This window comes from Pseudomonas sp. BP6 (genome assembly GCF_017875935.1).
Classification (GTDB): Bacteria; Pseudomonadota; Gammaproteobacteria; order Pseudomonadales; family Pseudomonadaceae; genus Aquipseudomonas; species Aquipseudomonas putida_Y.
Map to the genome: position 1 here is coordinate 5,665,237 of NZ_JAGINI010000001.1, position 25,008 is coordinate 5,690,244.

The following is a 25,008-nucleotide window of genomic DNA, read 5'->3' on the forward strand; positions in this document are numbered from 1 at the left end:
TGGCCATAGCTGGCCTATCGCTACCCTGAGATAGCCGTCTTCCATGTTTGGTTCCAACGACGACAAAAAAGCGCCGGCCGAGGCTGGTGAGAAGAAAGGCCTGTTCAGCTGGTTTCGCAAGAAGCCGCAGCCACCTGTGGGAGCGGACGTACCCGCGAATGCCCCCCCCGCTGTCGAGCAGTCTGCAGCCGCTCCGGTCGAGGGTTCTACCGCCGAAACGCCACAGGCCCCCGAACCCGCCCAGGCCCCTGCGGCCCCACAGCTGACCGAGCCGCAGCCGGTCGCTGCACCCGCCCGGCCCCCGGTAGTCGAGGCCCCCGCCCCTGAACCGGTAGCGTCCCAGCCGTTGCAGGCCCCTGAGCCCGAGCCGGTCGCATCCCGGCCACTGGTGGCACCTGCACCGCAGCCGGTCGCGTCCATGCCCTTGCAGGCGGCCCCTGTCGAGTCCGCCCCTGTCGAGGCCGCAGCGCCGGTCAGCAACCTGGTGTTGCCGGTTGCCGAAGAGCCCGTCGCCCTGGTACCGGACCTGGAGCCGAAAGCACCGCCGGCAATCCCGGAGCGCGCGGTGCCAGCCCCCGTGGCCCCTGTTGCTGCACCCGTCGAACAGGCCAAGCCCGGCTTCTTCGCGCGCCTCAAGCAAGGCCTGTCCAAGACCAGTGCCAGCATCGGCGAGGGCATGGCCAGCCTGTTCCTCGGCAAGAAAGTCATCGACGACGACCTGCTCGACGAAATCGAGACGCGCCTGCTGACCGCCGACGTGGGTGTGGAGGCTACCTCGGCCATCGTCCAGAACCTGACCCAGAAGGTTGCGCGCAAGCAGTTGGCCGATGCCGATGCCCTGTACAAATCGTTGCAGGAAGAACTGGCTGCGCTGCTGCGCCCGGTCGAGCAGCCGCTGAGTGTACAGGCCCAGAACAAGCCTTATGTGATCCTCGTGGTTGGCGTCAACGGTGCCGGCAAGACCACCACCATCGGCAAACTGGCGAAAAAGCTGCAACTGGAAGGCAAGAAGGTCATGCTGGCTGCCGGTGATACCTTCCGTGCAGCAGCGGTCGAGCAGTTGCAGGTGTGGGGCGAGCGTAACCAGATTCCGGTGATCGCCCAGCATACCGGCGCCGACTCAGCTTCGGTGATCTTCGATGCCGTGCAGGCCGCCAAGGCCCGTGGCGTCGACGTGCTGATCGCTGACACTGCCGGCCGCCTGCACACCAAGGACAACCTGATGGAAGAGCTGAAGAAGGTCCGCCGGGTCATCGGCAAGCTCGACGTTGAGGCACCGCACGAGGTGCTGCTGGTGCTTGACGCCGGCACCGGCCAGAACGCCATCAGTCAGGCCAAGTACTTCAACCAGAGCGTCGAGCTGACCGGCCTGGCCCTGACCAAGCTGGACGGCACTGCCAAGGGCGGGGTGATCTTCGCCCTGGCCAAGCAGTTCAACATCCCGATCCGTTTCATCGGTGTCGGTGAAGGCATCGACGACCTGCGTACCTTCGAAGCCGAGCCGTTCGTCAAGGCTCTGTTCGCCGAGCGAGATTGACCATGATCCGATTCGAGCAGGTTGCCAAGCGCTATCCCAACGGTCATGTGGGTTTGCATGAGCTGAGTTTCCGGGCGCGCCGGGGCGAATTCCTGTTCGTCACCGGCCACTCGGGCGCTGGCAAGAGCACCTTGCTGCGCCTGTTGCTGGCCATGGAGCGCCCGACCAGCGGCAAGCTGATGCTGGCAGGGCAGGACCTGGGCCAGATCAGCAATGCGCAAATCCCGTTCCTGCGCCGGCAGATCGGCGTGGTGTTCCAGAACCACCAGCTGTTGTTCGACCGCACGGTATTCAACAACATTGCCTTGCCGCTGCAGATTCTCGGCCTGTCCAAGCTCGAGATCGCCAAGCGCGTGGACTCGGCCCTGGAGCGTGTATCGCTGTCCGACAAAGGCGAGCTGTTCCCGGCCGACCTGTCCACCGGGCAGCAGCAGCGGGTGGGTATCGCCCGCGCCATCGTTCACCAGCCGGCGCTGCTGCTGGCCGACGAGCCCACCGGTAACCTCGACCCGCGCCTGGCTGCAGAGATCATGGGCGTGTTCGAGGACATCAACCGCCTGGGCACGACGGTATTGATCGCCAGCCACGACCTGGCACTGATCGCGCGCATGCGCCACCGCATGCTGACCTTGCAACGCGGCCGCTTGATCGGCGATGGGGAGGCCGGGCAATGAACACTACACGTACGCCGAAGGTTTCAGAGCGGGTCGCACCGAAACCGGCCGATCCGCAACCTGCGAAGAAAAAACGCGGTGAAGACGATGATGGCCCGGACTTCCGCACCCTGCTGCATGCCTGGCTGGAAAGCCACCGTGCCAGCTTGGCCGACAGCCTGCGCCGCCTGGGCAAGCAGCCGATCGGCAGTTTCTTCACCTGCCTGGTGATGGCAGTGGCGTTGAGCATGCCGATGGGCCTGTCCTTGTTGCTGAAGAACGTCGAGCAGCTTGGCGGTTCGTGGCAGCGCGCTGCGCAGATTTCGCTGTACCTCAAGCTTGATGCCGGCAGCCGCGATGGCGAAGCGCTGCGCGACGAGATCAAGGGCATGCCTGGGGTGGCGGACGCCCAGTATGTCAGCCGCGAGCAGGCGCTGGAGGAGTTCCAGCAGCAGTCCGGGCTGGGCGAGGCCCTGCGCGAACTGCCAGACAACCCACTGCCGGGTGTGGTGGTGGTAACCCCGACCGAGGTCGACAAGCCGGCCCTGGAAGCCTTGCGTCAGCGCCTGTCGGAGTTGCCGCGGGTGGACGTGGCGCAACTGGACCTGGTCTGGGTCGAGCGCCTGGCAGCCATCCTCAAGTTGGGTGACCGCTTCGTCTTCGGACTGGCCGTGATGCTGATTTCTGCCCTGCTGTTAGTAATCGGTAACACAATTCGTCTACACATTGAAAACCGCCGAATCGAGATCGAAGTGATCAAGCTGGTCGGCGGCACCGACGCCTACGTGCGCCGGCCTTTCCTGTACATGGGCGCCCTGTATGGCCTGGGCGCAGGCCTGCTGGCGTGGGGCATCCTGGCGTTTGGCCTGAACTGGCTGAACGAGGCGGTGGTAGGGCTTTCCGGGCTGTATGGCAGTGACTTCGCCCTGGGCGGCGTCCCGGCTTCCGATGGTCTGTCGCTCTTGATCGGAGCCGTGCTGTTGGGGTATATCGGTGCATGGATTGCAGTCGCCCGCCACTTGAACGAGCTGGCGCCGCGATAGTTTTTACCTGCCAGCATTGACATTTTCTTCACTACGGAACTTGTACCGTCGTTCCGGGTCAATGTTGGCAGCGCCCACAAGGTGCGAGTTTTGTAAGTCGGAGGTTCTTGAATGACCACATCGTTGCAACCTGCCTATGCCCTGGTACCCGGTGCAAACCTGGAAGCCTATGTGCACACGGTCAACAGCATCCCGCTGCTGACGGTCGAGCAGGAGCGTGATCTGGGCGAGCGTCTCTATTATGAGCAGGATGTCGAGGCCGCTCGTCAGATGGTGATGGCCCACCTGCGTTTTGTTGTACATATCGCCCGTAGCTATGCCGGCTACGGGTTGGCACAGGCTGACCTGATCCAGGAAGGCAACGTCGGCCTGATGAAAGCCGTCAAGCGCTTCAACCCGGAAATGGGCGTGCGTCTGGTGTCGTTCGCCGTGCACTGGATCAAGGCAGAGATCCACGAGTTCATTCTGCGCAACTGGCGCATCGTGAAGGTGGCTACCACCAAGGCTCAGCGCAAGCTGTTCTTCAACCTGCGTAGCCAGAAGAAGCGTCTGGCGTGGCTGAACAACGACGAAGTGCATCGCGTGGCGGAAAGCCTTGGCGTCGAGCCGCGCGAAGTGCGCGAGATGGAAAGCCGCCTCAGTGGCCAGGACATGGCCTTTGACCCGGCAGCGGAAGCTGACGACGACAGCGCCTTCCAGTCGCCTGCGCATTACCTGGAAGACCACCGTTACGATCCGGCGGTGCAGCTGGAGGATGCCGACTGGAGTGACAACTCCACCAGCAACCTGCACGAAGCGCTGCAGGGCCTGGACGAGCGTAGCCGCGACATTCTCTACCAGCGTTGGCTGGCGGAAGAGAAGGCCACGCTGCATGAACTGGCAGACAAGTACAGCGTATCGGCTGAGCGTATTCGCCAGCTGGAGAAGAATGCGATGAACAAGGTCAAGGCCCTGATCGCTGCCTGATCGAGTCTGGGTTGTAAAGAAAAGCCGCTGACCCTGATGGGGTGAGCGGCTTTTTTATTTGGCTGGTTTTGCCGGCCTCTTCGCGGGTAAACCCGCTCCTACAGGAGATGCGGTTGCCCGTAGGCGCGGGTTTGCCCGCGAGGAGGCCGGGGATGCGGTTGCCCGTAGGCGCGGGTTTGCCCGCGAGGAGGCCGGGGATGCGGTTGTCCGTAGGCGCGGGTTTGCCCGCGAGGAGGCCGGGGATGCGGTTGCCCGTAGGCGCGGGTTTGCCCGCGAGGAGGCCGGGGGTGCGGTTGCCCGTAGGAGCGGGTTTACCCGCGAAAGGGCCGGGCCTGCATTCAAAGCTTTCTGGATGAGTCCAGCTGCATCAAGTAGCTGGGCCCGCCCAACTGGCTCATCTGCCGGCGAATCCAGCTGGCCCGGCTGGCCACATACGCACTCGGCCGGCTGGCACTCCACTTGATCGGGCTAGGCAGCACCGCAGCCAGCTGCGCTGCCTGCTGACGGCTGAGCCGGCTGGCGTCGACACCAAAGTGATAACGCGCCGCCGCCTGGGCACCAAACACGCCCTTGCCCCACTCAGCGCTGTTCAAATAGACCTCGAGAATCCTTTCCTTCGACCAGAGCAGCTCGATCAGTGCAGTGAACCAGGCCTCCAGTCCCTTGCGAAACCAGCTGCGGCCTGACCACAGGAAGAGATTCTTGGCCACTTGTTGGGTCAGGGTGCTGGCGCCGCGAATATTACCGCCGCGCTCGTTGTGCGCCAGGGCCGCCTGAATGGCCGGGATGTCGAAACCCCAGTGGCTGGCGAACTTCTGGTCCTCGCCAGCAATGACCGCAACCTTGAGCTGATCGGAGATGTTCTCCCATGGCTCCCAGTCGCGCTGCAGGTCGATCGGTTCACCACTCACCCAAGACTGTACCTTGCGCTCGACCATCAGCGCCGTGCCGGGCGGTGGGATCCAGCGGAACACCAGCACCAGTACGATGCTGCCGGCAACGAACCAGAGCAGGGCACGGGAGAGGCGACGGATAAGCGTTGACAGCATGTCGATGGCTTGGCCCTAAGGGTGGAAGGGGCCATTATACAGACCCGATACAAGGAGTCGTCCCATGCTTCGCAGCTTCCTGATGCTTGCCGCCTTTTTTGGCTTTACCGGGGTCGCCCTGGGCGCCTTCGCCGCTCATGGCCTGAAAAACCGGCTGACGGCTGACTACCTGGCGATCTTCCATACTGGCGTGACTTACCAACTGGTCCATGCCTTGGCGATCTTCGGCGTTGCGGTGCTCTCGGCGCACCTGCCCGGGCGCCTGGTGGGGTGGGCCGGCGGCCTGTTTGCGTTGGGCATCCTGCTGTTCTCCGGCAGCCTGTACCTACTGACCCTCAGTGGCCTCGGCAAGCTTGGCATCATCACCCCGATTGGTGGCTTGTGCTTCCTCGGCGGCTGGTTGTGCCTGGGCCTGGCAGCCTGGCGGCTAGGCTGACCGAGTGGTCCACAATCACGACTAATGGCGCGCACCGCCCTTGGGTTGCAGGGCGGTTCGGCGCTAGAATGCTGGCCCCAAAGAACAATGGTGGCCGTGCGCATGCGCATTAAATTGAACGGTGAACCTTACGAACTGCCTGCCGGCGAAAGCGTTGCAGCCCTGCTGGCGCGCCTGGAACTGACCGGGCGCCGTGTTGCAGTGGAACTGAACCTGGATATCGTGCCGCGCAGCCAGCACGACAGTACGCTGCTGAATGACGGTGACCAGGTCGAAGTGGTCCACGCCATCGGTGGCGGCTGACAGCAGCCCGGCGGTTCACAAGCAAGCCCTGCAACCTTTTCCCGAGGAACAACGATGAGCAACGTTCGTAGCGACAAGCCCTTCACCCTGGCCGGGCGTACTTTCCAGTCGCGCCTGCTGGTCGGTACCGGCAAGTACCGTGACATGGAAGAAACGCGCCTGGCCACCGAGGCCTCGGGTGCCGAAATCGTCACTGTCGCTGTGCGCCGCACCAACCTTGGCCAGAACGCGGGCGAGCCGAACCTGCTCGATGTACTGTCGCCCGACAAGTACACCATCCTGCCGAACACTGCAGGCTGCTTTGATGCGGTGGAAGCGGTACGCACTTGCCGTCTGGCCCGCGAACTGCTCGATGGGCGCAAATCGCACGAGTCCCGCACGCTGGTGAAGCTGGAAGTGCTGGCTGACCAGAAAACCCTGTTCCCCAACGTGATCGAAACCCTCAAGGCTGCCGAAGTGCTGGTCAAGGAAGGTTTCGACGTCATGGTCTACACCAGCGATGATCCGATCATCGCCCGTCAGCTGGCCGAAGTCGGCTGCATCGCAGTCATGCCGCTGGCTGGCCTGATTGGCACCGGCCTGGGTATTTGCAACCCTTACAACCTGCAGATCATCCTGGAAGAATCCAAGGTGCCGGTGCTGGTCGATGCCGGTGTGGGTACCGCATCCGACGCCACCATCGCCATGGAAATGGGCTGTGAGGCGGTGCTGATGAACTCGGCCATCGCCCATGCCCAGCAGCCAGTGCTGATGGCCGAGGCCATGAAGCACGCCATTGTCGCGGGTCGCATGGCCTATCTGGCCGGTCGTATGCCGAAGAAACTCTATGCCAGCGCCTCTTCGCCGCTGGATGGTCTGATCAAGTAAGAGCAACTGATGACTGAATCGCACGATACGCCGATCACCCCCGACGGCGAAGCCCGCCCACACCGCCGCATCAAGAGCTTCGTGATGCGTGCCGGGCGCATGACCGAAGGCCAGCAACGCGGCCTTGACCAAGGCGGCCCGCTGTACATCCTGCCACTGGCTGACAGCCCGGTGGACTACGACCAGGTGTTCGGCCGCTCGGCCCCGCGCACCTTGGAGATCGGCTTCGGCATGGGCCATTCCCTGCTGGAAATGGCCGCTGCCGCACCGGAGCAGGACTTCATCGGTGTGGAAGTGCACCGCCCGGGTGTTGGCGCGCTGCTCAATGGCGTGCTGACCCAGGGACTGAAAAACCTGCGGGTGTATGACTGCGATGCCATCGAGGTGCTGAACCGCTGCGTGGCGGATAATAGCCTCGATCGATTGATGCTGTTCTTCCCAGACCCTTGGCACAAGGCGCGTCACCACAAGCGCCGCATTGTCCAGCTGGAGTTCGCCGAGCTGGTACGTCGCAAGCTCAAGCCCGGTGGTGTATTCCACATGGCCACCGATTGGGAGCCGTATGCCGAGTACATGCTGGAGGTAATGAGCGCTGCCCCGGGCTATCGCAACCGTGCGGCAGACGGCACCTATGTGCCGCGCCCCGAAGAGCGCCCGATCACCAAGTTCGAACGCCGCGGTGAGCGGTTGGGGCATGGGGTGTGGGACTTGAAGTTCGAGAAGGTGGATTGAGCGGCTGATACGGCTTTTCGATGTGCTGATGCCTGCAGGAATGCAGGCGAAAATAACCGCCTTGAGAAGGGCGGTTTTTTTCGGTAATACACAACACCTCAGGGCATGCCCGCGAAGAAACCAACGCGGTGGATGGCACCGGCTTTGCCGGTGTTCGCGGGCGGCTGCGACGGTGAGCGGCGGGTGGAGATTGGCCAGCAGGGCCGGCCCTTTCGCGGGTAAACCCGCTCCTACAGTGGGCTGTGTCCAACCACCGATGTGTGTCCACCACCAATCTGTGTAGGAGCGGGTTTACCCGCGAATACGGTGGTGGCGGCAACGGTGAATGGCGGGTGGAAATTGGCCAGCAGGGCCGGCCCTTTCGCGGGTAAACCCGCTCCTACAGTGGGCTGTGTCCAACCACCGATGTGTGTCCACCACCAATCTGTGTAGGAGCGGGTTTACCCGCGAATACGGTGGCGGCGGCAACGGTGAATGGCGGGTGGAAATTGGCCAGCAGGGCCGGCCCTTTCGCGGGTAAACCCGCTCCTACAGTGGGCTGTGTCCAACCACCGATGTGTGTCCACCACCCATCTGTGTAGGAGCGGGTTTACCCGCGAATACGGTGGCGGCAGCAACAGTGAATGGCGGGTGGAAATTGGCCAGCAGGGCCGGCCTCTTCGCGGGTAAACCCGCTCCTACAGGCGGCCGTGCAGGTCTTTCAAATGTTGAGCAAGACAGTTGACCCAGGGGCCATTGGCTCAGCCGCGGCGATCCGCCACCACGCCAATCAACACCAGCACCACCAGCAACACCGGCGCCAGCGCATAGTTGTTGAACTGGCTCAGCCCCTTCACCACCCACGGCGTGGCATAGATCAGCGCAGCACCGCTGCCGATCATTACCATCAGCGCCATGAACGGCACGCGCAGGGCGCCGGCGAGGCCGCCCAGGCGTTGCTCTGCCCAGGCTTTGACATCGGTGCCGAACAGCACCAGCAAGCAGCCTACCAAGGCCAGTGAAATCTCCGACAGGTTGCTGCGGCTCCAGCGGGAAACCGTCGCGAGCAGATCAAGTACCAGATCCATGGGTCATCCTCAGGTCAAGAAATACTGCAGCAGGTCATTGAGGAACAGTTGGCCCCTTGCGGTGGCCACCAGTCGATCCGGTTCGACCTGCAAAAGGCCCTTTTGTTCGGCGGCGCGGCGTGCCTCATGCAGCTGTGCCAGTGGCAAGCCGGTGCGTTGGGTGAACAAGTCGGCTTCCACGCCATCGGTCAGGCGCAGGGCGTTCATCAGGAACTCGAACGGCAGTTCTTCGACTGGCAGCAGCTTCTCGCCGGCCTTGAACGGTTTGGCCAGGTTCAGGTAGTCCTTGGGCAGGCGAGTCTTCCAGGTACGCAGGATGCGCCCGTCGGCGAAAGTGAGCTTGCCGTGGGCGCCGGCGCCAATGCCGATGAAGTCGCCGAAGCGCCAGTAGTTGAGGTTGTGCCGGGCGGCGCGGCCTGACTGGGCGTAGGCCGATACCTCGTACTGGCGGTAGCCGTGCGCGGCCATCAGCGTTTGGCCGGCTTCCTGAATATCCCAGAGGATATCGTCTTCCGGCAGCTCTGGCGGCTGGTTCCAGAACACCGTGTTCGGTTCCACGGTCAGCTGATACCACGACAGGTGTGTCGGCCCCAGGTCGATGGCCTGGCGCAGGTCAGCCAGCGCGTCGTCCAGCGACTGGTCGGGCAGGCCGTGCATCAGGTCCATGTTGAAATTGTCGAAACCGGCCGCGCGCGCCATGCCAGCGGCCCGAACCGCTTCGTCGCCATTGTGGATGCGCCCAAGAGCTTCCAGCTTGGTTGGCTGGAAGCTCTGCACACCGATCGACAGGCGGTTGATGCCCGTCTGCCGGTAGGCCTTGAACTTGTCCTGCTCAAAGGTGCCTGGGTTGGCTTCCAGGGTAATCTCGATGTCTGGCGCGAACGCAATACGTTGCTCTACGCCCCGCAGCAGCCGGCCGAGGGCGTTGGCACTGAACAGGCTTGGCGTACCGCCACCGAAGAAGATCGAGCTGATCGGGCGGCCTTGTACGGCAGCCAGTTCCTGGTCGAGGTCGTCGAGCAGGGCTGTGACATAGGCATCTTCCGGTAGCTCAGGCCCGGCAGCGTGGGAGTTGAAGTCGCAATAAGGGCATTTGCGTACGCACCACGGAATGTGGATGTAAAGCGCCAGCGGCGGCAAGCTGGTAAAGCCCGCCGCGCCGGAGGGCGACAGCATTTCGATCATGCCAGGCCCAGACGTTGGCGCAGCAGGGCCATGGCACGGGCGCGGTGGCTGAGCTGGTTCTTGTCTGCGGGGGTCAGATCGGCGCTGGAGCAGTTGCGCTCCGGTACCCAGAACAGCGGGTCGTAGCCAAAGCCCTGCTCACCGCTGGCCTCGAACAGGATGCGCCCTTGCCACAGGCCTTCGCACAGGATCGGCAACGGGTCGTCGGCGTGACGTACCAGTGCCAGAACGCAGACGAACTGTGCACCGCGCTCAGCTTCAGGCACGTCTTTCAAGGCTTCGAGCAGCTTGGCGTTGTTTGCCGCGTCACCCTGGCCATCGGCATAACGTGCCGAGTAGATGCCCGGCGCGCCACCGAGGAAATCCACCGCCAGGCCGGAGTCATCGGCCAGGGCCGGCAGGCCGGAAATGCGGGCGGCGTTGCGCGCCTTGAGGATGGCGTTCTCGACGAACGACAGGCCGGTTTCTTCCGGCTCGACCTGGCTGAACTCACCAATCGAGCGCAGTTGCACGGATTGGCCGAGCATGGCCTGGAGTTCCTTGAGTTTGCCGGCGTTGTGGCTGGCCAATACGAGTTGCTGGAAATTCATCATTCGCCTGGGAACACTTCCTGGTTGAAGCGGAGAGAGTTGCTGATGCCGCCGGTTTCGATGTTCAGGTCGAAGGTGACGGTTTCTGGCTGGTCGATCTTGAACTGGGCGATGTAGTACACCGCGCCCTGTTCGGTAATCTGCTTGAACGACAGCGGGCTGCTGCGCCCGGTCAGGTCCTTGATCGTGCCGCTGACCACCGCTGTGGCCGGTTTGCTGGCCTTGAGTACGGTAATGTTGAGCACGCCCTGGTTCTTGCTGCGAACCAGGCCGGTGGCCGCGGCCACTTCGGGCGTGAGCATGCTCGACGTGAATGCGCTGTAGTGCACCGTCACGTCGCCAAATACCTCCTTGCGCTCGGGGCGTGCGGCATCGGCAGCCAATACTGGCAGGGCCAGGCACAGGCTGATCAGGAACAGGGCTAGGCGACGCATGGGGCGATTCCTCCGGTGGGCGTCAGACCGCGAGCCGCTGCTCTTGCAGGCCCGAACTGCTGACGCGGTAGATGCCGATCTCACCTAGAAGATTAGGCCATAGCCGGCCGCCCCACCCATTGCGGTGCAAGTGGTCGACCGCCAGGCGGTCGAGTACCTTGGCTCGGCGTTCGTGCACAAGTTCTTCGAAGTCGGCGAAGGTGCAGAAATGGATGTTCGGCGTGTTGTACCAGGTATAAGGCATGAAGTCCGATACCGGCATGCGGCCTTTGGTCGCCAGGTACCAGCGGCAACGCCAGTGACCGAAGTTGGGGAAGGTGATGATGCACTGACGGCCCACCCGCAGCATTTCGTCGAGGATGCGGTCAGGGTATTCCACGGCCTGCAGGGCTTGGGTCATGATCACCACGTCGAAGCTGTCGCTGGCAAAGTTGCCCAGGCCTTTGTCCAGGTCTTGTTCGATGACGTTGACGCCTTTGGCCACGCAGGCGGCGATGTTGTCGGCGTCGATTTCCAGGCCATAGCCGGTGACCTGCTTGCGGTCACGCAGCGAGGCCAGCAGTTCGCCGCTACCGCAGCCCAGGTCGAGTACCCGGCTGCCGGCGGGAATCCAGTCGTGGATGATTTCCAGATCGGCTCTCATGCTGTCCTCAGATGGCAATGCGGTTCATGTAGTTCGAGAAACCCTGCATGTAGCGAGGTGTGGGGATCAGGAAGGCATCGTGCCCGTAGGGCGAATCGATCTCCAGGTAACAGACGTTCTTGCGCGCGGCCATCAGCGCGTTGACGATCTCACGTGAACGGGCCGGAGAGAAGCGCCAGTCGGTGGTGAACGACATGATGCAGTAGTCCGCCGTGACGTGGGCCAGGGTGGCTGCCAGGTCACCACCGTGCGTGGCGGCCGGGTCGAAATAGTCCAGTGCCTTGGTCATCAGCAGGTAGGTATTGGCATCGAAACGGCCGGAAAACTCCTCGCCCTGATAGCGCAGGTAGCTTTCGACCTGAAACTCGACGCTGTGGAAGTCGTAGTTGAGCTTGTCGCTTTTCAGCTCACGGCCGAATTTTTCACCCATCGAGTCGTCGGAGAGATAGGTAATGTGCCCGACCATGCGTGCCAGCATCAGGCCCCGTTTGGGGATCACGCCCTGGTCCTGGAACGAACCGCCATGGAACTCCGGGTCGGTGAGAATGGCCTGGCGCGCCACCTCGTTGAAGGCGATGTTCTGCGCCGACAGCTTGGGCGCCGAGGCAATGTCGACGCAATGGCGCACACGCTCGGGGTAGCTGATGGTCCATTGCAGCGCCTGCATGCCGCCAAGGCTGCCGCCGACGACAGCGGCCCATTGCTGGATGCCCAGGCGCTCGCCCAGGCGCACCTGGCTGTGTACCCAGTCCTCTACGGTCAGTACGGGGAAATCGGCGCCATACGGTTTGCCGGTGGCAGGGTTGATGCTGCTGGGGCCGGTGCTGCCGTTGCAGCCGCCGAGGTTGTTCAGGCTGACCACGAAGAAGCGGTTGGTATCGATCGGCTTGCCGGGGCCGATGCAGCTGTCCCACCAGCCCGGCTTGCGGTCGGTGGCGGCATGGTAGCCAGCGGCATGGTGGTGGCCGGACAGGGCATGGCAGATCAGCACGGCATTGCTCGCGCTGGCGTTCAGGGTGCCATAGGTCTCGTAGACCAGTTCGTAACTGGCCAGTGAGCGGCCACAGGCCAGTGCCAGCGGTTCATCGAACCGGGCGGTTTGCGGTACTACCAGACCGACGGAATCTTCGGGAAAGACAGTTGACATCGACCCTGCTCACGCTTGACGGAGGCGTAAGTCTAAAGAGCGCTACCCCCAGCGGCAAGCAAAGGCTTGCGACTGGGGGCAAGCTGGCTCTGGCGAGCCTCAGATCATTCGCCACAGCTCTTGAGGCATGCCGGCGTAGGCAGCCAGCGGGGGCATGACAAACGACTGGATTACCTGGATCGCCAGGAAGGCGAAGATCGGCGAGATGTCCATGCCGCCCAGATTTGGTACCAGGCGGCGGAATGGCGCCAGCACTGGCTCGCTGATCTGGTAGGCCAGTTCGGCCGCCGGGTTGTGGCTGTTGGGTGCAACCCAGGACACGATCACCATGACGATCATCGCCACCCAGAAAATCTTCAGGAACAGCGAGGTGATGCCGATGATCGCCCACATCAGCAGGTGCAGGACGTCACCGAAGGTACCGTAGGTGACCATCAGCACGAAGCCCATCAGCAGGGCTTGGATAACCACCGCCAGCAGCAGCGACGAGGTGTCCAGCCCGCCAACGCTGGGGATGATCCGGCGGATCGGCTTGAGCAGTGGTTGGGTGGCACGAACTGCGAACTGGCACAGCGGGTTGTAGAAGTTGGCCTTGACCAACTGCAGTACGAAGCGCAGCAGGACGATTACCAGGTAAAGGCTTACCAGGGTTTGCACCACGAAAATCGCGGCGCCTGACAGTGCATTCATCTAAAGCTCCTTATTTGCCCAGTTGTTCGGCCAGCTCGGCGGAGCGCGTGGCTGCAGCCTGCAGCGCCTGCTCGACGATGGCTTCGAAGCCGCTGGCCTGGAACGACTTGATTGCCGCTTCCGTGGTGCCGGCGGGCGAGGTGACGCGGCGGCGCAGTTCGGCGGCATCGACATCGCTTGCAACCGCCATGCGCGCCGCGCCCAGGGCCGTCTGCAAGGTCAGTTGGGAGGCGGTTTCGCGTGGCAGGCCGAGTTTTTCGCCGGCCGCAGTCATGGCCTCGATCAGCAGGAAGAAGTACGCCGGGCCACTGCCGGACACAGCAGTCACGGCGTCCAGTTGCTGTTCCTGCTCCAGCCACAGGGCGGTGCCCACGGCCGACAGCAGTTGTTCGGCCTGCTGACGCTGTTCGCCGGACACTTCAGCGGTGGCGTACAGGCCGCTCACGCCTTGGCGCAGCAATGCCGGGGTGTTGGGCATGCAGCGCACTACCGGGCGAGCGCCCACCCAGCTTTGCAGGCTGGCGCACGTGATACCGGCGGCGATGGAAACGATCAGCTGGCCATCCTGCAGGTTGGGTTGCAACGCCTGACAGACGGTTTTCATGACTTGTGGCTTGACCGCCAGCACGATGACGTCGGCGCCATCGATGGCCTGGGCGTTGTCCTCGAACGCTTCAATGCCGTGCTCGGCCTGGATGCGACTGCGGGTCTCGGCGCCCGGGTCGCTGGCGCGGATCTGCGAGGCGTCCAGGCCCTGGGCACGCAGACCACCGATCAGGCTGGCGGCCATGTTGCCGGCGCCGATAAAGGCAATACGTGTCTTGCTCATGTCAGGTCCTTGTGGGAAAGAGTGAGTGAAACATGGAATCAAGTGTTGCCGTAGTCGCGGGCACCGAACAGGGCCGTGCCAATCCGTACCCACGTCGCGCCCTGGGCGATGGCCGCTTCCAGGTCGTGGCTCATGCCCATGGACAGGGTATCCAGGCCAAGACCGAGGCCTTCCTGCAACTTGCGCAGGCTGGCGAACGCGGCCTCTTGGGTGGTGCGGTCTTCGGTGGGTTCGGGGATTGCCATCAGTCCGCGCAGGCGCAGGTTGGGCAGTGCGGCTACGGCTACGGCCAACGCGGGCAGGTCAGCCGGGGCGCAGCCGGATTTACTGTCTTCGCCGCTGACGTTCACCTGCAGGCAGATGTTCAGCGGTGCCAGGCCGGCAGGGCGCTGTTCCGACAGGCGTTGGGCAATTTTCAGGCGGTCCACGGAATGTACCCAGTCGAAGTGCTCGGCGATGGCTTTGGTCTTGTTCGACTGAATGGGGCCGATGAAGTGCCAGATCAAGGGCAAGTCGCTGAGCGCCTGCTGCTTTGTCAGTGCTTCCTGTAGGTAATTTTCCCCGAAGTCGCGGACACCGGCGGCATGGATCTCACGGATAGCGCTGGCGGGCTTGGTCTTGCTCACGGCCAGCAACTGGACGCTGGCCGGATCACGCCCGACTGCCTGGGCAGCACTGGCGATACGGGCGGAAATCGCGGAAAGGTTGTCTGCTAGGGTGGACATGGATCAATGCCGGCAGCTGTAGGGTCTGCGGCATTCTACCTGCTTGAAGGCCTTTGGGGAGTCTCATGGATGTGACCGACCTGTTGGCCCGAGCTGTGGATGCGGGGGCTTCGGACCTGCACCTGGCGACGGGCCAGATTCCGATGCTGCGCCTGGATGGCGAGTTGCAGCGTATGGGCTTGCCGCCCTTGAGCGCGGGTGCCGTGATCGAGGGCATGGCGAGCGTGCTGGATGACCACCAGCGCCAGCAGTGGGCCCAAGGCGATGAATTGGACCTTGCGCTGGAGTTGCCGACGCTTGGGCGCTTTCGGCTGAACCTGTTTCGCCAGTTGAATGGCCCGGCGGCGACCTTTCGGCTGATTCCGGGGCGAATTGCCACGGTGAGCGAGCTGGACCTTGCGGATGTGTTTCAAGCTGTTGCGCAATGCAGTGATGGCTTGATCCTCGTGGGCGGGCCGACCGGCAGTGGCAAGTCCAGCACCCTGGCAACGCTGCTCGACCAACTGAACCGCGAGCGGGCACTGCACATCATTACTTTGGAAGACCCTGTCGAGGTCATCCATGGCAGCCAGCGCAGCCTGGTCAACCAGCGTGAGATGGGGCGCCATAGCCGCGGCTTTGCTCAGGGGCTACGCAGTGCGCTGCGCCAGGATCCGGACGTGATCATGATCGGCGAGTTGCGCGACCTGGAAACCATTCGCCTGGCCCTGCGCGCGGCCGAAACCGGGCACCTGGTGCTGGCAACCGTGCATGCGCGTTCGGCGACCAGCAGCCTCGACAGGTTGGTGGAGGTTTTTGCTGCCGAGGAAAAACCGTTGGTGCGGGCGATGCTGGCCGAGTCGCTGCGCCTGGTAGTCGCGCAGGTGCTGGTCAGGCGCGTGGGCGGTGGGCGGGTGGCTGTGCGGGAAGTGCTGGTGGCGACGCCGGCGGTGCGTAACCTGGTTCGGGAGGGGCGGTTGGCGCAGTTGTCTTCGGTGATGCAGGGTGGGGCAGCGGAGGGGATGCGGACGATGGAGGGGGCGATGCGGAGGCTGAGGGAGCGAGGGTTGATCAAAAGCTAGTAGTACCTGCAAAGGCCCTTTCGCGGGCGCGCCCGCTCCCACAGTATGGCGCTGCCCGCGAGAGCGACGCGGTACCTGTGGGAGCGGGCGTGCCCGCGAAGGGGCCGGTACCGGATAGCGCCGATCAGATTAACGCTTGGCCAGACTCAGCTGCTGCTCTTTCGGCAGCACCCGTTTGGCCACCACGTAGTGCTTCTGCCAGTAAGGCTTGCTCAAGGTATCGATACTCACGCGCTTGCCACGGCGTGGAGCGTGGATGAAACGGTCGTTACCCAGGTAGATGGCGACGTGATTGACCCGACGGCTCTTGATGTTGAAGAAAATCAGGTCGCCAGGCTTCAGATCTTTCTTGGCCACTTTCACCCCGTGGCCCTTGGCCATCGCATTGGAGGTGCGCGGCAGATCGACGTCGGCGATGTCGTTGAAGGCGTATTTGACCAGCCCGCTGCAGTCAAAGCCTTTTTTCGGGCTGCTGCCGCCCCAAACATAAGGGGTGCCGAGCACATTTACCGCACGGCTGAGCACATCGCTGCTTTGCTTCGGCGACATGGCGGTGACCTGCGCACCGTGGCTGCTGGCGGCATTGCTTGGGCGGGCGTGTAGCGCGGTCTGTTTGACGGGGGCGCGTTTCACCGAGGCGTTGGTCGTGTAGCCGGTGAAACCATTGGGAAGACGTTGCTCACGATTGGTGGCGTGGGCGGCCAAGGGCAATAATAGGCAGAGGGTCAGCCATGTCTTGATCAAAGGCGGCATAGATGAAGCTCTTATGAATAGTTGTGTGTTGGCGCGCAACTTTATAACAGCTTTTTGATCAGTTATTGATCCGTTGGTCGATTGTCCAGGTGCCGTATGTCGGCTTGCGACGAAAAAGTCACATTTTTTCTTAGAAAATTTTTGGATAACCCACAGGGGCTATGAATGAACAGTTATCAACAGGGGGTGCCCTTTCACGACACCCACAGCAAAACCATCGGCTACCTGCTGTGGATTTTCGGCTTCACCGGTTCCCATCGTTTCTATTACGGCAAGCCGATTACCGGGACCATCTGGTTCTTCACCTTGGGCTTGCTGGGCATTGGTTGGTTGATCGACCTGTTCCTGATTCCGTCCATGGACCGTGAAGCCGACCTGAGGTTTCAATCGGGGCGTATCGACTACAACATCGTCTGGATTCTGCTGACCTTCCTGGGTGTGTTTGGCCTGCACCGGCTGTATCAGGGTAAGTGGATCACCGCGATCATCTACTTCTTTACCGGCGGGTTGTTTCTGGTGGGGGTGCTGTATGACTTCTGGACGTTGAACAGCCAGGTGTCCGAAAGGAATGCGGGACGGGGCTGACGGTGCCGGGGGCTGTTTTACAGCCCATTCAAGGGCTAGCCCGCCCCTATGAAAAAAGGCCTTGTCGCATCGCTGCGGCAAGGCCTTCTTCGTTACTGGCGGGTCTGCCGCTGTTGCAGCAACAGGTTGCTGAAACCGGCCCCAGCCAGCTGCTTCTGAGCCCCGGTCAGCTGCTCGCGGTTGCTGAACGGCCCGACCAGCACGCGGTACCAGGTTTCTTCCTTGACCGTGCCTGACTCCACCTTCACAGACTGGCCCAGCAGGATGATCTGTGCCCGTACCTTGTCGGCATCGGCCTGCTTGCGGAACGAGCCGGCCTGAAGGAAGTACTGCGTGGTTGCCGCCGGCTTGATCACGGGGGGTGGCGGTGGCGGGGTCTGGCCGAGCAGCGCTGCCTGTGCCCTCGCCGTGTCGATTTTCGCCGCTTCTGCAGGCGTCACCGGGGCTACCGGCTGGGCCGGCACTGGTGGCGTTTTCTCCGGTACGGCTTCCGGCGGCACGATCACCTCAGACTCCGGCAGCAGGGTGTAGAAGTCGTACTTCGGCTTCACCGGCTGTTGCGGGGTAGCTTGCGCTGGCTTGCCGGCTTCGGCCGTTTTCGCCGGCTTCTGCTGCTCGGGTTTGGTGCGTTTGATGTCGTCGCCACCGGGTTCGAGCTTCATCAGGAATACGATGAACGCGCCTACGGTCAGGCCGACCGCCAGCCATACCCAGCCGGGGATCGGCTGTTTGGCCGGTGCCGTCTGGCGGCTGGCGCCGCGTTTCGGAGCAGGTTTTTTCTTGGCAGCCAACTTACATGCGCTCCAGGGTTTCCAGGCCGAGCAGTTCCAGACCTTGTTTGAGGGTGCGGCCGGTCAGGGCGGCCAGGCGCAGCCGGCTCTGCTGCTGCGAAGGGGTTTCGGCAGCGAGGATCGGGCAGTTCTCGTAGAAGCTGGAGAACAGGCCGGCCAGGTCGTACAGGTAGCTGCACAGCACATGCGGCGTGCCTTTTTCGGCGACGTTGTTGAGAATTTCGCCAAACTGCGCCAGGCGCGCGGCCAAATCTTGTTCGTGGGCAGCCTGCAGCACGATTTTGCCGTCGACTTCGTCAAAGCCTTTGCCCAGCTTGCGGAACACGCCGGCTACGCGGGTGTAAGCGTACAGCAGGTAAGGCGCGGTGTTGCCTTCGAAGTTGAGCATCAGCTCGAAGTTGAAGCTGTAGTCGCTGGTGCGGTGCTTGGACAGGTCGGCGTATTTCACCGCGCCAATGCCCACCACCTCGCCGATGTGGCGCAGTTCGTCGTCGGCCAGGCTCGGGTTCTTTTCCTTGACCAGCGCGTAGGCGCGCTCCTTGGCCTCGGTGAGCAGGTCGATCAGCTTCACGGTGCCGCCGTCACGGGTCTTGAACGGGCGGCCGTCGGCGCCGTTCATGGTGCCGAAGCCCATGTGCTCCATTTGCATCGGGTGGCTGACGAAGCCTGCGCGGCGGGCTACTTCGAACACCTGGTTGAAGTGCAGGGCCTGGCGCTGGTCGACGAAGTACAGTGCGCGGTCAGCTTTCAACACGTTGCTGCGGTAACGCACGGCAGCCAGGTCGGTGGTCGCGTACAGGTAGCCGCCGTCGGCCTTCTGCACGATCACCGGCAGGGGGTCGCCTTCGCTGTTCTTGAACTCGTCGAGGAACACGCATTGGGCGCCCTGGTCTTCCACCAGCAGGCCCTTGGCCTTGAGGTCGGCCACCACGTTGGCCAAGTCGTCGTTGTAGGCGCTTTCGCCCATCACGTCGGCCATGGTCAGCTTGACGTTGAGCAACTCGTAGGTCTTCTGGCAGTGCGACAGCGAGATATCCTTGAAGCGAGTCCACAGGGCCAGGCACTCGGGGTCACCGGCTTGCAACTTGACCACCAGGCCGCGGGCGCGAGTGGCGAACTCTTCCGATTCATCGAAGCGTTTCTTCGCCGCGCGGTAGAAGTTTTCCAGGTCCGACAGCTCGTCGCTGGTGATCGGGTTTTCCTGCAGGTAGGCCATCAGCATGCCGAACTGGGTACCCCAGTCGCCGACGTGGTTCTGGCGGATGACGTTGTCGCCCAGGAACTCCAGCACGCGTGCAACGCTGTCACCGATGATGGTCGAGCGCAGGTGGCCGACGTGCATTTCCTTGGCCAGGTTGGGTGCCGACATGTCGATCACCACCTTTTGCGCCGGACCGGCTTTGCGCGCACCCAGGTGGGCGTCGGCCAGGGCGGCATCCAGGCGGTTGGCCAGGGCGTCGGTGTTCTGGAAGAAGTTGAGGAAGCCGGGGCCTGCGATCTCAACCTTGCTGATGTCGGCGCTGGCCGGCAGGGCGTTGATCAGTTTTTCGGCGAGGTCGCGCGGCTTCATGCCGGCCGGCTTGGCCAGCATCATGGCGATGTTGCTGGCGAAGTCGCCGTGGGTCTTGTCCCGGGCGTTTTCCACCTGGATCGCCGGCGACAGCCCTTCAGGCAGCACACCGTCGGTGACGAGTTGGGTGAGGGCTTGCTGGATCAGCTGGCGAATGGTGTCTTTCATGGGGATCTCTTTTCGACCGCAAGCGCGGTGAGCGCCTGGATGCGCAGGTGGAAAAACTGGGCATTATCCGTTGCCGGGAGCAGGTTGCCAACCTTTGGGCGGCAAGCTGGAGACCACAAGCTGCAAGAAAAAGCGGCATCGCACCCACCCGGCGCATGCTTGCGGCTGGTAACTCGCAGCTTGCAGCTCAATACAGGTCTACCGGGTCGACATCCAGCGACCAGCGCACCTGGCGCCCGCTTGGCATCTGTTCCAACACTAGCAACCAGGCGCTGATCAGTCGATGCAACGGCGCCCGGGTATTGGCCTGTATCAACAGCTGCGCGCGGAATCGTCCGGCGCGACGCTCCATGGGTGCCGGTACCGGGCCCAGCAGTTCGATGCCCGGCAGGCGTTGTTCGGCCACCAGGCGCTCGGCGGCGGCACAGGCTTCGTCGAGGAAACCTTCGGCCTGCCCCGGCTTGTGTGCTTCGGCACGCAGCAAGACCAGGTGTGAGTAGGGCGGCAGCCCGGCGGCCCGGCGTTCGTCCAGGGCCTGTTCGGCGAAAGCGAAGTAGCCTTGCTCGGTTAGCTGTACCAGCAGTGGGTGGTCTGCCAGGTGGGTCTGGATGATGACCTTGCCGGGTTCTTCGGCCCGCCCGGCCCGCCCGGCCACCTGCACGATAAGTTGTGCCATGCGCTCGCTGGCGCGGAAGTCGCCGGAAAACAGCCCGCCATCGGCATCAAGGATGGCCACCAGCGTCACCCGCGGGAAGTGGTGGCCCTTGGCGAGCATCTGGGTGCCGACGAGGATGCTCGGCTGGCCGCGCTGGATGGTGCTGAACAGGTTGTGCATGGCGTCCTTGCGTGCCGTGCTGTCGCGGTCCACACGCAGGATCGGGTAATCCGGGAACAGCACCTTCAGGCGCTCTTCGGCGCGCTCGGTGCCGGCGCCGACCGGGCGCAGGTCGACGTGGTTGCATTGCGGGCACTGGTGCGGCAGGCGTTCGTCATAGCCACAGTGGTGGCAGCGCAGCACGCCGGAGCGCTGGTGCACGGTCATGCGCGCATCGCAGCGTGGGCATTCGGACAGCCAGCCGCAATCGTGGCACAGCAGGGTTGGAGCAAAGCCGCGGCGGTTGAGGAACACCAGCACTTGTTGGCCGGCCTCCAGCGTCTGTCGGATAGCCTGCTGCAGCGGGCCGCTGATGCCGCTGTCCAGCGGCAGGCTTTTCACATCCAGGCGCAGCATGCGCGGCGGGCGTGCCCCTCCGGCGCGCTGGTTCATACGCAGCAGGCGGTAACGGCCGGTCAGGGCGTTATGCAGGGTTTCCAGCGACGGGGTGGCGGAGCCGAGCAGGATCGGAATGTTCTCCTGGTGAGCGCGTACCAGCGCCAGGTCGCGGGCGTGGTAACGCAGGCCTTCCTGCTGTTTATAGGAGCCGTCGTGCTCTTCGTCGATGATGATCAGTCCAGGGTTTTTCATCGGCGTGAACAAGGCCGAGCGGGTGCCGATGATGATATCGGCCTCGCCGTCCCGAGCCGCTAGCCAGGCATCCAGGCGTTCGCGGTCGTTCACCGCCGAGTGCAGCAGGGCAATACGCGCGTTGAAGCGTTGCTCGAAGCGCGCAAGGGTTTGCGGGCCGAGGTTGATCTCCGGGATCAGCACCAGCGCCTGCTTGCCGGCTTCCAGGGTTTCGCGGATCAGTTGCAGGTAGACCTCGGTCTTCCCACTACCGGTGACGCCGGCCAGCAAGAACGCGCCGAAACCGCCAAAGCCTTCGCATACGGCGTCGAAGGCATCGCGTTGTTCTTCGTTGAGCGGCAGTTCCGGTTGTGCCAGCCAGTGCTCATGGCGTAGTGCCGGCAGGTGGCGGCGCGTCTCGACCTGCACCAGATCCTTGGCCAGCAGCAGGTCGAGGCTGTCCTTGTTCAGGTTGAGTTTGGCCAGCAGGCTGTGGGCCACGCCGTGCGGATGCTGGGCCAGGGTCTTGAGGGCGTCGCGCTGGCGCGGCGCGCGGGCAATGCGCGGGTCTTCCAGGCGGGCGCCAGGGGCTATGTGCCAGAAACGCTCTTGGCGCATTTCGGCGGCTTCGCCCTGGCGCAGCAGCGTGGGCAACGCCCAGCTCAGGGTATCGCCCAGGCTGTGCTGGTAGTACTGGGCGGTCCACAGGCACAACTTGAACAGCGACGCTGGGATGGGGGACACCGGGTCGAGCAGGGCGCTGGCTGGCTTCAGTTTGTCGGCGGGCACTTCGCTCTGCGTGCACACTTCTATCAGTACACCGATCATTTCGCGGCGGCCAAAGGGCACGCGGATACGCATGCCAGGGGTCAAGGTCAGGCGCGCCATGCTCGCCGGTGCCTTGTAGTCGAACAGGCGCCGCAGCGGAGAGGGCAGGGCAAGGCGCAGGATGACGTCGGACACGCGAAAAGTCTCGGAGGGCGTTACAAGGACTGGCGAGCCTAGCAGACGACGGTCGGTGCAAGCGACATCTTGCGCTGACGGTGTGCTCTGGTATTATTCGCCGCCTAATTACGTGCGGTATTCAACAATTGGTGTTGGGTGGCGGCACGCAGCTCGAGGAAGTGACCATGAAAGAAGGTATCCACCCGAACTACGAAGTAGTTGCAGTCACCTGCAGCTGCGGTAACAAGTTCGAAACTCGTTCGACCCTGGGCAATGTCCTGTCGATCGACGTTTGCAACCTGTGCCACCCGTTCTACACCGGTAAGCAGAAAGTTCTGGACACCGGTGGTCGCGTACAGAAGTTCGCCGATCGCTTCGGCATGTTCGGTGCCAAGAAGTAATCATGCGCATGGCGAATCCTTCGGGTTTCGCATTGTTGCTGAAGAAGGCGCCCCTTGTGGGCGCCTTTTTTGTGGGCGTTATCTGGCATTTCCCGGTCCTGGCGTTCTGCCCGCAGCCGGATAAGCCCCAATGGGTAGCGGTACGACAGGTGGTCGATGGCGACACCTTGCGTCTGGTCGATGGCCGCAGTGTGCGGCTGATCGGCATCAATGCACCGGAAATCGGTCGCAAGGGACGTAGCAGTGAGCCCTATGCCGAAGCTGCCAGGCGGCGATTGCAGGCCTTGGTAAAGGCCAGTGACCATCGCGTCGGGCTGGTGCCTGGTGTTGAAGGTAAAGACAAGTACGGTCGCACACTGGCGCACATCTACAGCCGCAATGGCGACAATCTGCAAGCACAATTGCTTAGCGAGGGCTTGGGCTATCGCGTGGCAATTGCCCCTAATGTGCGTTTCAGCGGCTGCCAGCAGCTTGCCGAACAAGTGGCGCGCCAGGCTGGCGCTGGCCTGTGGCGGCGTTCACCCGTGGTGCCTGCAGGCGACGTCAGGCAGTCAGGGTTCGCTGTTGTACGTGGTCGTATCGAAGGCATCGAGCGAAACCGTGGCGGGGTCTGGCTTACTCTGGGCAGTACCATGGTGCTGCAGGTTCCCGCTCGTCTGCAGCGCAACTTCCCTGCCAGTTTCTTCGATAACCTCAAGGGACGCCAGGTCGAAGCGCGCGGCTGGGTGCTGGATCGTTCCCGCAGGGGTGGCCTCAAGCACGAGCAGCGACGCTGGGTGTTGCCATTGACCGATCCGAGCATGTTGGAGCGTACTTCAGGCTAAAAGATGTAGACATTTCGCTACTGGATTGTACACACTGTAGGTCGTATGCCCCCGTGGGTTGTAGCGTAAAGTCGTAGGCTAAAGGCCTTGACACAAGTGACCGGCCAGTCTTGTGGCTCCCCGGCTCTTTGCGTATCCTCGGCGGTCCGTCAGAACAGTAAATAGCGGAATGCCCACCATGTCAGACCTGAAAACCGCCGCTCTCGAATATCACGCTCAACCTCGTCCGGGGAAACTGAGCGTTGAACTCTCCAAGCCCACTGCCACCGCCCGTGATCTCGCCCTGGCCTACAGCCCAGGTGTTGCAGAGCCGGTGCGCGAAATTGGCCGTGATCCAGAGCTGGCTTACAAATACACCGGCAAAGGCAACCTGGTTGCGGTGATTTCCGATGGCACTGCCATCCTCGGTCTGGGTGATCTTGGCCCACTGGCTTCCAAGCCGGTCATGGAAGGCAAGGGTGTTCTGTTCAAGCGTTTCGCCGGTATCGATGTGTTCGACATCGAAGTCGAGTCGGAAAGCCCGCAAGCGTTCATCGACACCGTTCGCCGCATTTCGATCACCTTCGGTGGCATCAACCTTGAAGACATCAAGGCACCTGAGTGCTTTGAAATCGAACGTACCCTGATCGAACAGTGCGACATTCCGGTGTTCCACGATGACCAGCACGGTACTGCCATCGTGACTGCCGCTGGCATGATCAACGCCCTGGAAATCGCCGGCAAGAAACTGGAAGACGCCAAGATCGTCTGCCTGGGCGCCGGCGCTGCTGCCATCTCCTGCATGAAGCTGCTGGTAAGCATGGGTGCGAAGGTCGAGAACATCTTCATGATCGACCGTAGTGGCGTGATCCACGCTGGCCGTGACGACCTGAACCAATACAAGGCGCAGTTCGCCCACGCCACCGACAAGCGCACCCTGGCCGACGCCCTTGACGGTGCCGACGTGTTCGTAGGCCTGTCTGGCCCGAACCTGCTGAGCCCAGAAGGCCTGAAGTCGATGGCCGCCAACCCGATCGTGTTCGCCTGCTCGAACCCGGACCCGGAAATCTCCCCAGAGCTGGCGCATGCCACTCGCAACGACGTGATCATGGCGACCGGTCGTTCCGACTACCCGAACCAGGTCAACAACGTGCTGGGCTTCCCGTTCATCTTCCGTGGTGCTCTGGACGTTCGCGCCAAGCGTATCAACGAAGAAATGAAGATCGCTGCCGCTATCGCCCTGAAAGACCTGGCCAAGCTGCCAGTGCCGAAGGAAGTTTGCGAAGCCTATGGTGTTGAAGGCCTGGAGTTCGGCCGTGAGTACATCATTCCGAAGCCGCTGGATGCACGCTTGATCACCGTCGTTTCCGATGCTGTGGCCAAGGCCGCCATCGAATCTGGCGTGGCTACCCTGCCTTATCCGAAGCATTACCCGCTGACCAGCGTGGATGAAGTGTTCAACGGCTGATTGCCGCAGCGACACTAAAAAGCCCCGGCTCGCATGAGCCGGGGCTTTTTATTGGGGCTTGGGAATGTGTCAGGGCTGCAGGGTGTTCGTCAGGGCACTTGCGGCGCCTATCAGATCGAGCGC

The 25,008-nt window shown here is 62.7% G+C and carries 26 protein-coding genes and 1 pseudogene; 13 read left to right on the forward strand and 14 right to left on the reverse strand.

What is annotated here, in order from left to right; all coding sequences use genetic code 11:
• The first annotated feature begins 43 nt into the window (after positions 1-43).
• The 4 genes from ftsY to rpoH all read left to right on the forward strand — a co-directional run bounded on the left by ftsY (position 44) and on the right by rpoH (position 4,199).
• The gene (ftsY, locus tag J3A98_RS25725; RefSeq protein ID WP_209969381.1) at positions 44-1,537 is read left to right on the forward strand and encodes a signal recognition particle-docking protein FtsY; all 1,494 of its coding nucleotides are present in this window, start codon (positions 44-46) and stop codon (positions 1,535-1,537) included.
• Positions 1,538-1,539: 2 nt separating this feature from the next.
• Entirely contained in the window at positions 1,540-2,211 is a 672-nt protein-coding gene (gene ftsE / locus J3A98_RS25730; protein WP_176684769.1) for a cell division ATP-binding protein FtsE, read from the forward strand.
• Positions 2,208-3,233: a permease-like cell division protein FtsX gene (gene ftsX / locus J3A98_RS25735; RefSeq protein ID WP_021783657.1), complete on the forward strand. Its 1,026-nt coding sequence runs from the start codon at positions 2,208-2,210 to the stop codon at positions 3,231-3,233. The genes ftsE and ftsX overlap by 4 nt, the downstream gene beginning before the upstream one ends.
• 111 nt (positions 3,234-3,344) lie before the next feature.
• Complete coding sequence (rpoH, locus tag J3A98_RS25740; RefSeq protein ID WP_003249083.1) at positions 3,345-4,199, forward strand: RNA polymerase sigma factor RpoH; 855 nt, start codon at positions 3,345-3,347, stop codon at positions 4,197-4,199.
• Between the two features lie 338 nt (positions 4,200-4,537).
• Here rpoH and mtgA read toward each other — a convergent pair.
• Positions 4,538-5,283, reverse strand: a pseudogene (gene mtgA / locus J3A98_RS25745) (monofunctional biosynthetic peptidoglycan transglycosylase).
• 29 nt (positions 5,284-5,312) lie between these two features.
• On the opposite strand from mtgA, the gene J3A98_RS25750 reads away from it, so the two are divergent.
• The 4 genes from J3A98_RS25750 (at position 5,313) to trmB (ending at position 7,586) form a co-directional block, all read left to right on the forward strand.
• Positions 5,313-5,684, forward strand: a complete 372-nt coding sequence (locus J3A98_RS25750) for a DUF423 domain-containing protein (RefSeq protein WP_176684771.1) — start codon at positions 5,313-5,315, stop codon at positions 5,682-5,684.
• A gap of 102 nt (positions 5,685-5,786) precedes the next feature.
• Complete coding sequence (thiS, locus tag J3A98_RS25755; protein WP_003249090.1) at positions 5,787-5,987, forward strand: sulfur carrier protein ThiS; 201 nt, start codon at positions 5,787-5,789, stop codon at positions 5,985-5,987.
• 54 nt (positions 5,988-6,041) lie between these two features.
• Positions 6,042-6,854, forward strand: coding sequence for a thiazole synthase (locus tag J3A98_RS25760; RefSeq protein WP_003249091.1), 813 nt, complete (start codon positions 6,042-6,044; stop codon positions 6,852-6,854).
• Between the two features lie 9 nt (positions 6,855-6,863).
• Complete coding sequence (trmB, locus tag J3A98_RS25765) at positions 6,864-7,586, forward strand: tRNA (guanosine(46)-N7)-methyltransferase TrmB (protein WP_004575478.1); 723 nt, start codon at positions 6,864-6,866, stop codon at positions 7,584-7,586.
• Between the two features lie 740 nt (positions 7,587-8,326).
• On the opposite strand, the gene J3A98_RS25770 is transcribed toward trmB, so the two are convergent.
• The 9 genes from J3A98_RS25770 to J3A98_RS25810 form a co-directional block, all read right to left on the reverse strand.
• Positions 8,327-8,653, reverse strand: a complete 327-nt coding sequence (locus tag J3A98_RS25770; protein ID WP_003249095.1) for a DUF3392 domain-containing protein — start codon at positions 8,651-8,653, stop codon at positions 8,327-8,329.
• A 9-nt stretch (positions 8,654-8,662) separates the two neighbouring features.
• On the reverse strand, positions 8,663-9,838 hold the full coding sequence (gene hemW / locus J3A98_RS25775; protein ID WP_209969389.1) for a radical SAM family heme chaperone HemW: 1,176 nt from the start codon (positions 9,836-9,838) through the stop codon (positions 8,663-8,665).
• Positions 9,835-10,431 (reverse strand): RdgB/HAM1 family non-canonical purine NTP pyrophosphatase, encoded by a 597-nt coding sequence (gene rdgB, locus J3A98_RS25780; protein ID WP_209969392.1) that lies wholly within the window; start codon positions 10,429-10,431, stop codon positions 9,835-9,837. The genes hemW and rdgB overlap by 4 nt, the downstream gene beginning before the upstream one ends.
• Entirely contained in the window at positions 10,428-10,862 is a 435-nt protein-coding gene (locus J3A98_RS25785) for a DUF4426 domain-containing protein (protein ID WP_021783663.1), read from the reverse strand. Before J3A98_RS25785 ends, rdgB begins: the two co-directional genes overlap by 4 nt.
• Before the next feature lie 22 nt (positions 10,863-10,884).
• Positions 10,885-11,505 carry a methionine biosynthesis protein MetW gene (gene metW / locus J3A98_RS25790; protein ID WP_209969395.1) on the reverse strand — a complete coding sequence of 207 codons (621 nt, stop codon included), beginning with the start codon at positions 11,503-11,505 and terminating at the stop codon, positions 10,885-10,887.
• A 7-nt stretch (positions 11,506-11,512) separates the two neighbouring features.
• Complete coding sequence (locus J3A98_RS25795) at positions 11,513-12,652, reverse strand: homoserine O-acetyltransferase (RefSeq protein ID WP_209969400.1); 1,140 nt, start codon at positions 12,650-12,652, stop codon at positions 11,513-11,515.
• A 99-nt stretch (positions 12,653-12,751) separates the two neighbouring features.
• Positions 12,752-13,342: a YggT family protein gene (locus tag J3A98_RS25800; protein ID WP_012053960.1), complete on the reverse strand. Its 591-nt coding sequence runs from the start codon at positions 13,340-13,342 to the stop codon at positions 12,752-12,754.
• Between the two features lie 10 nt (positions 13,343-13,352).
• Positions 13,353-14,171, reverse strand: coding sequence for a pyrroline-5-carboxylate reductase (proC, locus tag J3A98_RS25805; protein WP_004575483.1), 819 nt, complete (start codon positions 14,169-14,171; stop codon positions 13,353-13,355).
• A gap of 38 nt (positions 14,172-14,209) precedes the next feature.
• The gene (locus tag J3A98_RS25810; protein WP_209969404.1) at positions 14,210-14,896 is read right to left on the reverse strand and encodes a YggS family pyridoxal phosphate-dependent enzyme; all 687 of its coding nucleotides are present in this window, start codon (positions 14,894-14,896) and stop codon (positions 14,210-14,212) included.
• 65 nt (positions 14,897-14,961) lie between these two features.
• Here J3A98_RS25810 and J3A98_RS25815 point away from each other — a divergent pair, with 65 nt between their 5' ends.
• Complete coding sequence (locus J3A98_RS25815) at positions 14,962-15,957, forward strand: PilT/PilU family type 4a pilus ATPase (protein WP_209969407.1); 996 nt, start codon at positions 14,962-14,964, stop codon at positions 15,955-15,957.
• Between the two features lie 129 nt (positions 15,958-16,086).
• On the opposite strand, the gene J3A98_RS25820 is transcribed toward J3A98_RS25815, so the two are convergent.
• Positions 16,087-16,710 carry a C40 family peptidase gene (locus tag J3A98_RS25820; protein WP_209969410.1) on the reverse strand — a complete coding sequence of 208 codons (624 nt, stop codon included), beginning with the start codon at positions 16,708-16,710 and terminating at the stop codon, positions 16,087-16,089.
• Positions 16,711-16,875: 165 nt separating this feature from the next.
• On the opposite strand from J3A98_RS25820, the gene J3A98_RS25825 reads away from it, so the two are divergent.
• Positions 16,876-17,295 (forward strand): TM2 domain-containing protein, encoded by a 420-nt coding sequence (locus tag J3A98_RS25825; protein WP_209969413.1) that lies wholly within the window; start codon positions 16,876-16,878, stop codon positions 17,293-17,295.
• Between the two features lie 92 nt (positions 17,296-17,387).
• Here the strand turns inward: J3A98_RS25825 and J3A98_RS25830 are convergent, their stop codons facing one another.
• The 3 genes from J3A98_RS25830 to J3A98_RS25840 all read right to left on the reverse strand — a co-directional run bounded on the left by J3A98_RS25830 (position 17,388) and on the right by J3A98_RS25840 (position 22,231).
• Positions 17,388-18,086: an SPOR domain-containing protein gene (locus J3A98_RS25830; protein WP_053870424.1), complete on the reverse strand. Its 699-nt coding sequence runs from the start codon at positions 18,084-18,086 to the stop codon at positions 17,388-17,390.
• Between the two features lies 1 nt (position 18,087).
• A complete protein-coding gene (argS, locus tag J3A98_RS25835; protein WP_209969416.1) occupies positions 18,088-19,824 on the reverse strand; it encodes an arginine--tRNA ligase in 1,737 nt (578 codons plus the stop codon).
• A gap of 187 nt (positions 19,825-20,011) precedes the next feature.
• Positions 20,012-22,231 carry a primosomal protein N' gene (locus J3A98_RS25840; RefSeq protein WP_209969419.1) on the reverse strand — a complete coding sequence of 740 codons (2,220 nt, stop codon included), beginning with the start codon at positions 22,229-22,231 and terminating at the stop codon, positions 20,012-20,014.
• A 167-nt stretch (positions 22,232-22,398) separates the two neighbouring features.
• Between J3A98_RS25840 and rpmE the strand changes: the two genes are divergently transcribed.
• The 3 genes from rpmE to J3A98_RS25855 all read left to right on the forward strand — a co-directional run bounded on the left by rpmE (position 22,399) and on the right by J3A98_RS25855 (position 24,885).
• Complete coding sequence (gene rpmE, locus J3A98_RS25845) at positions 22,399-22,614, forward strand: 50S ribosomal protein L31 (protein WP_003249127.1); 216 nt, start codon at positions 22,399-22,401, stop codon at positions 22,612-22,614.
• Between the two features lie 2 nt (positions 22,615-22,616).
• Entirely contained in the window at positions 22,617-23,438 is an 822-nt protein-coding gene (locus tag J3A98_RS25850) for a thermonuclease family protein (protein ID WP_209969423.1), read from the forward strand.
• A gap of 178 nt (positions 23,439-23,616) precedes the next feature.
• Positions 23,617-24,885: a malic enzyme-like NAD(P)-binding protein gene (locus J3A98_RS25855; protein ID WP_003249133.1), complete on the forward strand. Its 1,269-nt coding sequence runs from the start codon at positions 23,617-23,619 to the stop codon at positions 24,883-24,885.
• The last annotated feature ends 123 nt before the right edge of the window (positions 24,886-25,008 follow it).

Excerpts from the sequence above, each read along its gene's own strand:
- ftsY (WP_209969381.1), top strand. The coding sequence starts at position 44 with ATGTTTGGTTCCAACGACGACAAAAAAGCGCCGGCCGAGGCTGGTGAG.
- ftsE (WP_176684769.1), top strand. The coding sequence starts at position 1,540 with ATGATCCGATTCGAGCAGGTTGCCAAGCGCTATCCCAACGGTCATGTG.
- ftsX (WP_021783657.1), top strand. The coding sequence starts at position 2,208 with ATGAACACTACACGTACGCCGAAGGTTTCAGAGCGGGTCGCACCGAAA.
- rpoH (WP_003249083.1), top strand. The coding sequence starts at position 3,345 with ATGACCACATCGTTGCAACCTGCCTATGCCCTGGTACCCGGTGCAAAC.
- J3A98_RS25750 (WP_176684771.1), top strand. The coding sequence starts at position 5,313 with ATGCTTCGCAGCTTCCTGATGCTTGCCGCCTTTTTTGGCTTTACCGGG.
- thiS (WP_003249090.1), top strand. The coding sequence starts at position 5,787 with ATGCGCATTAAATTGAACGGTGAACCTTACGAACTGCCTGCCGGCGAA.
- J3A98_RS25760 (WP_003249091.1), top strand. The coding sequence starts at position 6,042 with ATGAGCAACGTTCGTAGCGACAAGCCCTTCACCCTGGCCGGGCGTACT.
- trmB (WP_004575478.1), top strand. The coding sequence starts at position 6,864 with ATGACTGAATCGCACGATACGCCGATCACCCCCGACGGCGAAGCCCGC.
- J3A98_RS25770 (WP_003249095.1), bottom strand. The coding sequence starts at position 8,653 with ATGGATCTGGTACTTGATCTGCTCGCGACGGTTTCCCGCTGGAGCCGC.
- hemW (WP_209969389.1), bottom strand. The coding sequence starts at position 9,838 with ATGATCGAAATGCTGTCGCCCTCCGGCGCGGCGGGCTTTACCAGCTTG.
- rdgB (WP_209969392.1), bottom strand. The coding sequence starts at position 10,431 with ATGATGAATTTCCAGCAACTCGTATTGGCCAGCCACAACGCCGGCAAA.
- J3A98_RS25785 (WP_021783663.1), bottom strand. The coding sequence starts at position 10,862 with ATGCGTCGCCTAGCCCTGTTCCTGATCAGCCTGTGCCTGGCCCTGCCA.
- metW (WP_209969395.1), bottom strand. The coding sequence starts at position 11,505 with ATGAGAGCCGATCTGGAAATCATCCACGACTGGATTCCCGCCGGCAGC.
- J3A98_RS25795 (WP_209969400.1), bottom strand. The coding sequence starts at position 12,652 with ATGTCAACTGTCTTTCCCGAAGATTCCGTCGGTCTGGTAGTACCGCAA.
- J3A98_RS25800 (WP_012053960.1), bottom strand. The coding sequence starts at position 13,342 with ATGAATGCACTGTCAGGCGCCGCGATTTTCGTGGTGCAAACCCTGGTA.
- proC (WP_004575483.1), bottom strand. The coding sequence starts at position 14,171 with ATGAGCAAGACACGTATTGCCTTTATCGGCGCCGGCAACATGGCCGCC.
- J3A98_RS25810 (WP_209969404.1), bottom strand. The coding sequence starts at position 14,896 with ATGTCCACCCTAGCAGACAACCTTTCCGCGATTTCCGCCCGTATCGCC.
- J3A98_RS25815 (WP_209969407.1), top strand. The coding sequence starts at position 14,962 with ATGGATGTGACCGACCTGTTGGCCCGAGCTGTGGATGCGGGGGCTTCG.
- J3A98_RS25820 (WP_209969410.1), bottom strand. The coding sequence starts at position 16,710 with ATGCCGCCTTTGATCAAGACATGGCTGACCCTCTGCCTATTATTGCCC.
- J3A98_RS25825 (WP_209969413.1), top strand. The coding sequence starts at position 16,876 with ATGAACAGTTATCAACAGGGGGTGCCCTTTCACGACACCCACAGCAAA.
- argS (WP_209969416.1), bottom strand. The coding sequence starts at position 19,824 with ATGAAAGACACCATTCGCCAGCTGATCCAGCAAGCCCTCACCCAACTC.
- rpmE (WP_003249127.1), top strand. The coding sequence starts at position 22,399 with ATGAAAGAAGGTATCCACCCGAACTACGAAGTAGTTGCAGTCACCTGC.
- J3A98_RS25850 (WP_209969423.1), top strand. The coding sequence starts at position 22,617 with ATGCGCATGGCGAATCCTTCGGGTTTCGCATTGTTGCTGAAGAAGGCG.
- J3A98_RS25855 (WP_003249133.1), top strand. The coding sequence starts at position 23,617 with ATGTCAGACCTGAAAACCGCCGCTCTCGAATATCACGCTCAACCTCGT.